The organism is Brevundimonas bullata, assembly GCF_014207965.1.
Lineage (GTDB): Bacteria > Pseudomonadota > Alphaproteobacteria > Caulobacterales > Caulobacteraceae > Brevundimonas > Brevundimonas bullata_A.
In genome coordinates, this window is record NZ_JACHLM010000002.1 from 796,030 (window position 1) to 807,892 (window position 11,863).

8 protein-coding genes are annotated in these 11,863 nt (G+C 67.3%); all 8 read left to right on the forward strand.

Annotation, left to right across the window (positions count from 1 at the left end; translation table 11 throughout):
• Positions 1-28 precede the first annotated feature (28 nt).
• On the forward strand, positions 29-2,434 hold the full coding sequence (locus HNP51_RS08615; RefSeq protein WP_184269033.1) for a phage tail tape measure C-terminal domain-containing protein: 2,406 nt from the start codon (positions 29-31) through the stop codon (positions 2,432-2,434).
• Complete coding sequence (locus tag HNP51_RS08620; protein ID WP_184269035.1) at positions 2,434-3,024, forward strand: hypothetical protein; 591 nt, start codon at positions 2,434-2,436, stop codon at positions 3,022-3,024. The genes HNP51_RS08615 and HNP51_RS08620 overlap by 1 nt, the downstream gene beginning before the upstream one ends.
• Positions 3,024-3,665 (forward strand): hypothetical protein, encoded by a 642-nt coding sequence (locus HNP51_RS08625; RefSeq protein WP_184269037.1) that lies wholly within the window; start codon positions 3,024-3,026, stop codon positions 3,663-3,665. The genes HNP51_RS08620 and HNP51_RS08625 overlap by 1 nt, the downstream gene beginning before the upstream one ends.
• On the forward strand, positions 3,665-4,117 hold the full coding sequence (locus HNP51_RS08630) for a DUF6950 family protein (protein WP_184269039.1): 453 nt from the start codon (positions 3,665-3,667) through the stop codon (positions 4,115-4,117). Before HNP51_RS08625 ends, HNP51_RS08630 begins: the two co-directional genes overlap by 1 nt.
• Entirely contained in the window at positions 4,117-10,629 is a 6,513-nt protein-coding gene (locus tag HNP51_RS08635; RefSeq protein ID WP_184269041.1) for a fibronectin type III domain-containing protein, read from the forward strand. The genes HNP51_RS08630 and HNP51_RS08635 overlap by 1 nt, the downstream gene beginning before the upstream one ends.
• A gap of 13 nt (positions 10,630-10,642) precedes the next feature.
• Entirely contained in the window at positions 10,643-11,086 is a 444-nt protein-coding gene (locus HNP51_RS08640; protein WP_184269043.1) for a hypothetical protein, read from the forward strand.
• Between the two features lie 3 nt (positions 11,087-11,089).
• Positions 11,090-11,425 (forward strand): hypothetical protein, encoded by a 336-nt coding sequence (locus HNP51_RS08645; protein WP_184269045.1) that lies wholly within the window; start codon positions 11,090-11,092, stop codon positions 11,423-11,425.
• Positions 11,426-11,471: 46 nt separating this feature from the next.
• A partial coding sequence (locus HNP51_RS08650; RefSeq protein WP_221415773.1) for a hypothetical protein occupies positions 11,472-11,863 on the forward strand: 392 nt, incomplete at its 3' end.

Consider the following 11,863-nt stretch of genomic DNA (forward strand, 5'->3'; position numbering starts at 1 on the left):
TCGGCGGGCCTTTTTCTATGGAGGCTCCATGGCTGACGGCACCGTAGTCGGCTCGGCCGAATTCGAGCTTCGAGCGACCCGCCAGAAATTGGGTCAAGACATCAAGGCCGCCGAGCGCGACTTAGACGTGTTCGTCGATCGAGCAGAGAAGAAAGCCAGCACCGGCGCGGGCAATATCGGCTCCGGCATTGAGAAGATGACGCGCGCGGCAACGGCCGGCGTTCTTGCCCTGACCGCCGTACTTGCAGCAGCGGCAACCTTCGCATTTCAGGCGGGCCAAGCCAGCCTTAAGATGGCCGATGACATGGCGAACAGCGCCCGCCGGATCGGCATCGGCACGACCGCCCTTCAAGAGTGGCGCTATGTGGCCCGCAAGACCGGCGAGGATGCGGCCGCCGTCGACGCCGACCTGGAGAAGTTTGCGACGAAGTTCGCCCAGGCGCAGGCCGGCATCTCGAAGGAGGCAATGAAGCCCTTCACTCGCTTGATGTTCGATGAGGATGACCTCCGCAAGATCAAGGATGCAGATCAGGCTCTTGAGCAGGTGATGGACCGCATCTCGGCGCTGAAGAACCCGAACGATCGTCAGGCTATTGCCGAACAGATCGGGCTGGGATCGCTGGCCACAGCGGCGCGCGAGGGTGGAGAAGAGGTTGCCCGCCTGCGCGATGAAGCTGCGGCGCTCGGCTTCGTTATGGACGCGGACATCATCAAGAAGGGCGCCGACGCACAGGGTCAGCTTGAGGACCTTTCGCAGGTCATCGGCATTCAGATGGCTGAGGCGTTCATCAACCTCAGCGACGAAGTGCTGAACTTCACCTCCCAAATCGCCGACGCCATCAATGCGCTCAGCGATTTCATCGATAAGTCGCAGGCCGCCAAACGCGTCACTGGATTCGGGCTCGGCGACGCCCTGGGCACAGCTGCTTCGCCCCTGGGGCTGGTAAAGGGCCTATGGAAGATGGGTCGTTTCGCTGTGAACGGCCCGAACCTCGTGAATACCGACGCCCTGGAAGACTTGGCGAGCGGAACGGGACGCTATGCGCCAACCCGTACTCCGCGCCGGTCCTCCTCTAGCGGCAGCCCGACGCTGGGGAGTGTGCCCGGCCGCTCGACCACCAACAACAACGCTGAACGCGCAGCCGAGCGCGAAGCCCGCCGCGCCGAACGCGTCGAGCAAGAGATCTTCCGCGCCCGCCAGCGCGCCCTAGGCATTGCCGACGAAGAGGTGATGACCGTCCAGGAGCGCTTCGACCTTGCCCAGGCCCAGGTGAAGCTGGAGCGTGAAGCCGAGGCCTCTGAGCTGGAAAGCAAGCTTGCCCGCGGGGAATACAAGCAGGCCGAGTTCGACCAGTTCAAGCTGATCCAGACCCAGACGGCGACCCTGGAGGATCGGGTGTCCGCAGACATCCTCGCCCGCGACCTGGCCGACGAGCGGTTGGCGAAGGAGCGCGCCCTCACCGACCTGACGGCGGACCTGCTGTCGCTCCAGTCCAGCGCCGCCCGCACCGCCAAGGAGCGCCGGGAGATCGAGCTACGGCTGCTGGCCATGGCTCAGCGCCGCGCCCGGGAAGACCTGGAGACGGAACTCAGCCGCACGCCGGGCCTGACGGACGGCGACAAACAGGCGCGCCGTGACGCGCTGGGGCAGGTTCAGGCCGCTCAGTCGGCCGCGGTAAACCGCCAGACCATGTCGCCGCTGGAGGCCTGGCGCGACCAGAGCCTGAAGACGGCCGGCGAGATCGCGGAAGCCTATGAGAACGTCGCGGCCCGCGGCCTCGATGCGCTGAATGATGGGATCGTCGATGCGATCATGAACAGCAAGGACCTCGGCGAGACCTTCTCCAACGTCGCCAAACAGATCATCGCTGATCTGGCCTCTATCGCCGTACGCCAGTCGATCACCGAGCCGCTGGCCAACATGCTCTTCGGCGGCGGCTCCTCGCGCGGCGGCGACGCCAAGGCTCTGGCTCGTGCGGCCAAGGGCGGCGGATCATCCGACTGGCTGTCCAAGGCCATCGGCTTCGGCCGCTCGCTCTTCGGCTTCTCGGAGGGCGGTTACACCGGCGCCGGCGGCGTCATGGAGCCTGCGGGTATCGTCCACAAAGGCGAGTTCGTCCTACCGCAGCGCGCCGTGTCCCGCATCGGCCTGCCGAAGCTGGAAGCCATGCGCCTCGGCACCCTGCCCGGCTACGCCAACGGCGGCTTGGTCGGGGGCGGTTCATTCGGCAGCGTCGGGCCTCGCCCCGGCAACGCGCCCTACTTCGACCTGCGCGGCGCTGTCCTGACGCAGGAGCTGCTGGACCAGATGAACGCCATCGGCTCGCAAAGCGAAGACCGAGCCTACGGGCGTGCCGTGAAGGACGTCCCTGCCTTGGCCCAGAGCCAGACCGCCAAGCAGCAGCAACACGCCGTCGGCCGCCGGAGACGATAATGGCCGCATTGGTCCTGCCTACCCGTCCCGCGCCGTCCTCCATGACGCCGCGGCCCATCAGCTCGCGCAATGAGCAGCGCCCGGCGTCGCAGGGTCCGGTTAACCGCTACATGCGGCCGGGCACCCGCTGGGCCTGGGACATCACCCTGGCTCCGCAGTCCTACGTGGCCAGCCTGGAGTGGGACGACCTTCTGTCGGAATCCGACACGGTCATCATGAAGATCTATCAACCCGGTCTGGACACCGGCGCACCGGGATCGCCCTTGATCGACGGCGCCAACCAGATCGGCCGGACTCTGAACCTGAAGGGGCTGACGCCCGGCTACGTCTTCCGCAAGGGCCAGTGGATCAGCTTCCCGGTACTGGGCCAGCTGTTCGCCTACAAGGTGCGCACGCTGACGACCGTTGCCGGTGACGGCCAGGTCGCCCTGCCCTTGCTGACGCTGCTGCGCCTGCCGCCTGCGAACAACGCTGTCGTGGACGTGGCCCAGCCGCGCGCCGAGGGCTTCGCAACGGTCGATCCCCAATCTCTGGAAGTCGGGACGGATCGCTTGGTCCGCCTGCGGTTCACCCTGGAGGAGCGCGAATAATGGACGCCGCCTCTATCGCCGCCCGCAAGCAGCCCGTCGCGTGGATTGTCCAGCTGCTGAAGTGGGAAACGGCAGACTTCACCCTGCGGCTGTCGACGGGCGGCTTCATCCCCTGGGGAAGCGAAGTCTTCCTCGCCCGCGATCCGACCTATGGCGTGCTTGGCGAGCTGCCGACCTTTGAAGACGGCATCGACAGCCAGACGACCCGTGCGACGCTGACGATCATCCCCCCCGACCAGGCCGGGTTTGCAGCCGTGGCGGATGGGAAGCACGCCAAGAGCCTGATCCAGGTGTGGGACGCGACCCTCGACGGCGACACTGGCCTGCTCATCGGCACGCCCGACCTGCTGTTCCGGGGGATCGTGGACTTCCCGCGCGTGATCAACGGCGAAAGCTGGGAGGTCGTGCTGGAGTGCGGCACCGAAGAGGCGCTGCTGAACGAGCCGAACGAAGACCGGCGCCTATCGAACCCCTTCCATCAATCCGTCTGGCCCGGCGAACTGGGCCTCGCCTACGTCACCGGCCTGGGCCGCAAGGTCTATTGGCGCGCCAACTCCCCGGCGGGCAGCGGCGGCGGTGGCTACGTAAGCGGCGGCGGCAATGGCGGCGGCGGCGGCTTTGCAAACCAGGCGTCCTACTGATGATCGACCCGAGAGAACGCCGCAAGCGCGCGGCCGAGGCCTGCCGCAAACGCTTCCATCACAAGCCCTACAAGCCCGGCACGCGCGATTGTCCGTTGCTGGCCCTGCATGACCTTCGTCAGCTCGGCGTGTCGGTGCCTTGGGCCAAGGGCCTGCGCTGGAAGTCCGAAGCCGAAGGCCTGAAGACGCTCAAGGCGCTGGGCTTCGCCAACCTGATCGAGGCGCTGGATAGCCTGGACTTGGCCCGGATTGCCCCGGCCATGGCGCGCACGGCCGACATCGTCGCTCTGCCGACGACCCACAAGCTGGGCGCCTTGGCCATCTGCATGAAGGACGACGGCGGGCGGACCCTGCTCGGTTACACCGAGGCCAGCCCCGACGCCGAGATCCTGACGAACGTCACCGACTTTGCCCGCGACGAGCTGGGTTACTGCGCCTGGAGGGTCATCTAATGGGTAAGGCCCTCAAGACGGTCGGCGTCATCATTGGCGCCGCAGCCCTGATCGCCACCGGCGTCGGCGCCCTGGCCATGCCGGCGCTGGCAGGCACGACCACCCTGTTCGGGGTTTCGGTCGGCACACTGAACACCATCAGCTCGGGCCTCGTGGCTGTCGGAGGGATGCTGGACAAGCCCAAGAGCCAGGGCTCCGCGTCGCCGGACGAGTGGACTTCCAACCCGGACCAGCCGATCCCCTTCCTGATGGGGCGCATGGGCGTCGCGGGGAAGATCGTCCAGCGCGACGAGTTCGGCCCCGACAACATGTATCAGGGCATCGTCGGCATCCTGTCGGGCGCAGGGCCGATCCGGGGCGTGACGAGCTTCTCCGGCGACAAGCAGCCCGTCACCTTCGGCGCCAACGGCATCGCCGTTTCGTCGCAGTGGCAGGGCGAGATGTGGATGGTGCGCCGGTCGGGCGCGCAGCCTGACACCGCGCTCACGGTCCCGGTCGGCCTGAAGCTCGGCGGCTCCTCGTTTGAATGGTCGAGCGCGGCGCGGCTCTCCGGCAAGGCCTGCTACCTGCAGGTGCTGGGCGAGAACTCCAAGGGCACGGCCTTCCCTGCTGGCATCCCAGACCCGGTCCATGTGGCCGAGGGCATCTTCGGTTACGACCCGCGATACGATGACACCTATCCTGGCGGCGCCGGGCCTTGCCGCCTGGGTGTCCGCTCGACCTATCGCTGGATCGAGGACGGCGGCATCGGCGCCCTAAACTGGGCTCTTGGCCTGGTCGAGAACGGTCAGGTTGTCGGGGGCATCGGCGCATCGATCGACGGCATCGACGTCCCGGCCTTTGTCGAAGTCGCCAACATCGCCGACGCCAATGGCTGGAAGCTCGCGGCCTGGCCCGACACGTCTGAGGACGTTTCGGCCGTCCTCGACCAGTTGCTTCAGGCGGCCGGCGCCGTGCGGGCTCGCCACGCGGGCAAGATCAGCTGCGTCAGCCGGGGCGCCCCGCGCGCTTCGGTCGCCACCATCACCGCGCGCGACACCGCTGGCGACATCGAACTGGACACGGCGCCCAGCCTGTTCAACCGTCTGAACACCATCACGCCACGCTTCATGAGCGAGGCGGCCGGCTGGGTGCTGACGCCGGCCAACCCCGTGGCCTTCGCGCAGTACGTCACCGACGATGGTGGCAAGCACGGCGACCAGATCGACTATCGGTTCGTGCCTCTGCTGAAGCAGGCGGCGGAACTGGCGGCCTACGACATCCTCGATGCTCGAGAGCCCTTCTCCGGCACGATCCCGCTCAAGGCGCACATGCGCCACCTCAAGCGCGGCGACACCTTCGACATCGACGAGCCCGGCTTCCTGATGGACGGGGTGAAGTGCATCGTCCTGAGCCGATCCTACGACCCGAAGACGGCCCAGGTCCGCATCGGCTTCCGCTCGGAGACGGACAGCAAGCACGCCTTGGCGCTCGGCAAGACGACCACGCTGCCTGCCTTCCCGGTCCTAACGCCGACCGACCCCACCTTCGTCTCCCCGCCCCTGCCCGAAGACTGGACCATCATCGTCCGTCCGCCGGCGCCGGGCGGCACGCAACTGCCTGGCTTCGATCTGACGGGCATCGTCTCCAACTCGACCGCCACGGCCATCATCGTGGAATACGGGCCGACGCCGGACGGTCCCTGGAAGCAGGTCTATCAGGGTCCGCCGACGGTCGAGACCATTCCCATCGACGCGCTGCAGCCGGGGCAGACCTACTACGTCGCGGTCCAGTATCAGCGGAACCAGAACTACTCCGACCGCCATATCTACGGCCCGGAGACGGCGCCTGGGCTCGTCGCCGAAGACACCACCCACCTGAACGGCAAGCCCGTCACCGAGATCACCGACCGTCTGCAATCCGTAGAGGCGGTGGCGTCGGCGGCGCAGCAGGGCGTGGCCGATCTGGAAGCGGTCTATGGCGACACGGTCAGCGCGGCGGCGAGCGCGGCGGCGGCGGCGGACAGCGCGGCGGCGGCGAACCAGGCCAAGGCGGACGCGGTCATCGCCCAGGGCGCGGCCCAGGCGGCCCGCGACGTGGCCTCGACCAAGGCGGGCGATGCGGCGGGTTCGGCGGCGTCGGCCCTGACCAGCAAGAATGACTCGGCGGCGAGCGCAGCCACGGCGACGACCAAGGCGCAGGACGCCACGAACGCGGCGGCCACGGCGACGCAACAGGCCGGGCTTGCGGCGGGCAGCGCCACGGCGGCGGGCGGCTCGGCCACGGCGGCGGCGGGCAGCGCCTCTCAGGCGACGACGAAGGCCAATGAGGCCGGGAACAGCGCCACGGCGGCCAACGCCTCCAAGGTGGCTGCGGAAAGCGCTCGGGACGCGTCTCAAGGCTCGGCCACGGCGTCGGCGGCGAGCGCATCCAGCGCCGCGACCTCGGCCGATGCGGCGGGAACCTCGGCCAGCGCGGCGAACACCGCCAAACTCGCAGCTGAAACCGCACGCGCCCAGGCCCAGACCTTCCGTAACGAGGCGGCGGACAGCGCCACCAATGCGGCGGGGTCTGCGGCCACTGCGTCCAGCGCCGCCAGTCAATCCGCCACGGCCCGCGACCAGTCGCAGGGCTTCGCCAATGCGGCCAACACCTCGGCCCAGAACGCGGCAGGGTCGGCCACGGCGGCGGGCAACAGCGCCTCGGCGGCGAACACGTCGAAGACGGCGGCGGAAGCGGCCTATGGCGCCTCGCTGGCGGCGGCCATCGCGGGCTTCCCGGACGTTATTCAGGCAGATTTGTTGTCGCGGGCGTCCGTTGGAAGTCCTGCCTCTATGGCCAGTCTTCCCCCGTCCGATGTCGTCAACGGTGTGTGGAACACAGTCACTTCAGCGGACAGTTTTGTCGCCTTCAAGGGTGTAGTTCCCTGGAAACAGGGTGAGATCTACGAGCTATCTATCGCTGTCGAGGGCCTTACGGACACCAATGGCCCGCCTCATGCGCGGCTATACATCAATACACTGAACCCCGACTATACGTCGAAATCAGCAAGCAACGGCTCTGCGAGTTTGGTTACGCCCGTTGGAACCAAGACGACCATTACTGGTCGTATCGGTTTCGGCGTTTCAGGTGTTACAGGTATTTGGAATATTACCGGAGCAGTGGGCGACTGGGTTCGTTTCGGCTCACTAGTCAACCGCAATCCTACTGGCGCGACCGTCTTAACCGGTGCCAGGTCGCGCATCTCCAGCCTTACATTGCGGAATGTGACCGCGCTGGTCGCCGCCGAAAAGGCCCGCGATAACACCATCATCACCGGTGGCAACCAAGGGTTCGAGGATGGGCTGACGGGGTGGCAGTCTGGCTTGTCTGCGACTATTCCTGGGACCCCTTTGAGCACGGCCCAGGGCACCTACTATGTGTCCTATAATGGCGCCTCAGGTGTATTTCTTCCCACTCCTGGCGTCCGTCGTGACATCGCCACCGAGAAGCTGTTCCCTGTAGATACGACGAGGAAGTATCGCATCCGCACCCGCTTCTTCGTCGGGCCAGATGCTCCCGTGCAGGTCTATGTCGGCAAGTCGTCACGACTGGCTGACGGCTCGGCTGCAGGCTTGAACACCGGACTGGGTTACGACGTTGTCACCGGGACCACCTTCCCCGCCGGCACTGGGTGGGTGGAGCGCACGTCCGGAATAATTACTGGAGAGTCTGCTGAAGGCGGCAACGGCGAAACCAACAAGTTCCGGTTTGGAACCAAGTTTGTCCGACTGATCGCGCTCCTGAACTACGCGCCAGTCACAGGGGCTTTTGCCGCGCTCGACGGCATCTGGATCGAGGACGTCACCGAAAGCGAAGCGGCCAAGGCTCAAGCCACGGCCTCGGCCACGTCGGCGGCCAACGCGGCCGCATCCGCCACCCTGGCCGGTGAGAAGGCCATCGCGGCGCAGGCCAGCGCCACGGCGGCGGACACCTCGCGCGCTCAAGCGCAGACGGCGGCGAGCCAGGCCTCTCAGTCCGAAACCAACTCGGCCGGATCGGCGGCTTCGGCGTCCTCGGCCGCCCAGAACGCGGCCACCTCGCGCGATCAGGCTTCGGGCTTCGCCACGGCGGCTTCGGGATCGGCCTCCACCGCTTCGACCAAGGCCAATGAGGCGGGCAACTCTGCAGCGGCGGCAGCGGCGTCTCAGGTGTCTGCGTCGGCGGCCAAGGATGCGGCGGTGTCGGCGGCCGTTGCGCTCATGCCGGACGTGATCGCGGCGGATTTGCTGACTAGTGCGGGCGGGGCTGGTGCACCCGCGTCAAAGCCAAACCTGCCGTCAGCGCAGGTCGCGAGCGGAACGGTCACCTCTCTGGTTGGCGCCAACCAAAGCGTGCTCTTCAAATCTGTCGTCCCGTGGAAGCAGGGCGAAATCTATGAAGTGACGATTGATGTCGAGGGGCTGGCGGGGTCGGTTGCTCCGACAGCTTCTCCCTATGCGGTGCGGCTGACGGCGAACTACAACGCCACTCCGGCACCCTACGAATATTACATCTGGGCCAATAGTCCGGTTGGCCAGACGACCCGTCGCGTCATCCGCTTCGGTCTTGGCGTGACCCCTGCCGCCTTCAGCGGTGGAGGGGTTCAGACAATCGCGGCTCACGCCGACGCCGCCTTCGTCCGGTTCGGCGCGCTCCTTAACTTCGGCACAGCGGCGGATCGCCAGTCGCGTCTGAAGCTGCTGACCATCCGCAACGTGACGACGCAGCTGGCCGCCGAAAGCAGCGCCTCTGCCGCCGCCACCTCGGCCAGCAGCGCCAGCGCCTCCGCCACCACGGCGGGAGAGAAGGCGACGGCGGCCAGCGGCTCGGCGGCCACGGCTGCGACCAAGGCGGGCGAGGCTTCGACCTTCGCCAATCAGGCGGCGTCGTCGGCGTCTGGCGCGGCGGGCTCGGCTATCTCCGCGTCTCAGGCGTCGGGCACGGCGGTCACAGCCCGTGACGCCGCCATCGGCGCCCGAAACGACGCCCAGGCGGCGGCGGCGACGGCGGTGGCCCAGTCCTCCAGCGCCTCGGCTTCGGCGGCGTCGGCCTCGATCAGCGCCAGCCTGGCGGCCAAGGTCGGTCAACAGAACGAGTACGCCAACGCGGACCTGTCGCAGGGCACCTATGGCTTCACGCCGATCTGGGGCTTTGGCGGTCCGTTGCCGTCTGTGTCCGTCACCCCGGGCGGCGAGGCGATCCGCTTCCTGAAGACCGGCGGCGAGTTCGACGGATCGTCCACCCGTTACGGCATCATCGCCATGGACGGCGGCGGGGTGTCGAAGTCGGCGGGCGGCGCCCCGGCGCGCAAGATGTGGCCTGTGGCGTCCGGTGAAAAGATCGGCTTCGCCATGGACGGTCGCACCCGTGCGGGATCGGCCCGCTGGTTCATCGACGTGCGCTGGTGCGCCAAGGACGGCACCGGCTCCACCTCGCTAGGAAATGCTCAGAGCGCCCACGGTGAAACAGCATGGCAGCGCATCGGCGTGATCAACACGGCGCCGGGCGATGGCTTTGTCTGGGCTGAGGCTACGGTCATTCTCGGGTGGGACGGGTCCAGCGGCGTGGCCGACATGGAGTTGCGCCGCCCGACTTTGGCCCGCCTGATCGCCACCGCCACCGACCTGCCCGTCTTTAGCGCTCCGGCAGGTGGAGGCGCGTTGTCGGATCTGTCGGCGTCTCTGAACATCACCGCCGCCGCCGTCGCTGACGCCCAGACCCGCCTCTCGACGGTGCGGTTCGACGTGACCGGCGGCGCGGGGGGCGATCCGTTCCAGATCTGGGCGCGGGCGGATGCTTCCGGGTCTGCGGCTGGGATTGTCGCCACCGAGCTGTCGCTGTCCAACGTGGTCGGCGGCGCGGTCGTCACCGCCCTTAAACTGGTGGGCGGCCGGGCCGTGTTCGCCGCCCCGATCAGCATCGTGCAGGGCGGGCGCCGCACTACGCTCGGCCCCGGCTTTGGTGTCGGGTCTAATCTGCACCTGTGGTCGGGGCCCGATACCGTCGCCTATGGGGCTGAGACCTACGACAACGGCATCTTGGGGATCAGCGACACCGAGGGCTTCTTCGGAGGTAAAGTATCCAACGGCCCTTTTGACTCGGGCACCCCGAGCGCGACATCCATAGGTCTGAGTTCGGGGTGGACGACGGTGGCGACCGTCGCCAGCAAGTACCTCTACAACACCGGGTCATTCCTTTTCCGCGCCGATTGGCAGGCGATCCTTTCGCCTAAGGCCCCGCCTTCGGAGGCCCCGGTCTATGGCCTGAACTGGCGGGTTGTTTCGACCAACAAGAGTGGCGGCGATCTGCGGATCGTTGCCTCGGGCTACGTCACGGCGCCGGTCGCGAACGCGAACATCGCAATGGGCCAGCCCTACACCCTGGTCGAGGGCCACGTCAGCCAACGCGGCGACCGCAAACTGCTGCTGCAGCTGGGCATGAGCGGGACGGACGACGTGACAGCCGCCTCCACCAGCAACGCTCGCCTGAGCGGCGTCTATTATCAAACCTAGAGGAGCGATCCCCATGCCTAACGCCATCCTGACCAAGCACGACGGCACGATCACCAGCATCCCCGCTGACAGCGTCGTCGCCATCCTGGCCACCGCCCTGGACGCGCCAAACGAACAGAAGCCGATGCTTCGGTCGGTCGTCATGTCCACTTTCCGGGGGCTGACGGGCGACTTCCTTCAGCACACCGCCGACGACGCGGCGACCGAGATCGAGAAGGCCCGCGCGGCTAAGCGAGGCGGGAAAAAGCGCCCGCCGGAGCCCAAGGACTGGCTGATGCTCGACTGCGGCGACGACGTCACCCGCCTGCTGCCCGGCAGCGTCCCCGGTTACGAGACCATCAGCGAAGAGCGCCTGCGGATCTACTGGGGGCGACCGAACGGCGACGCGGTCCCGCTGGACGTGAACAACACCCCCGAAAACCTCGCGCGTCTCGACGCCGACATCGAAGGAGCCTGACCCATGCCGACGAACCAAACCCCCACGGTCCCCACGCCGGAAGAAATCGAAGCGGCCCGCCTGATGGTGTCTCAGGCCGACGCCGCTGCGGCTGAAGCGAGCAAGTCCGCCAACCGCGCCAAGCTGTCGCCGCTGCTCGATCTCGGCCTCGGCGGCGCTGGGCCGCTGACCTGTTCGGCCAATGATCTGGCGGCATGCCTGCGCGCCAACGCCATGGCTCTGGCCGACATGGACGCCACCCTGCCCAACCTCGCCTTCAGCACGGCCCAGGTGCTGGAAACGATGAACGACCGCATTCGGTCGCTGGCGGCGCAGAACGCGGCGGCGCCGGAAGTCTGACGACCCCGGGCCGTCCCCTCCCTCAATCCATCTCGCAGGAGCCCGCATGTCAGCAGGCCACCACATCTCCACGCCCTTTGCGTCGTGGGAGGGCATCGTCACGCTCTTGACCGCCCTTGGTCTCGGGGGCGTGCTGACCGCCTGGGTTCAACGCCCATCACGCCGAGCGGTTGACGCCACGGCCGCCAAGGATGAGGCGACGGGGGAAGCGGCCGTCATCACCGCCATCGCCAGCGCCCTGACCGGGACAACGGCGTCTCTTCGCGAAGAGATAGAGCGGATGCAGGACACGCTGAACGAGTTCCGCCAGCGCGTGGCCGAAGCCGAGGCGGAGGTGCGCGCCGCCGTGGCGCGGGAGGCGGAACAGGCGCGCCTGGTGGCCGATCTGAGGAAGCAGCTCGAGATCTCCCACGCCGATGTCGTCCGCCTGCGCACCGA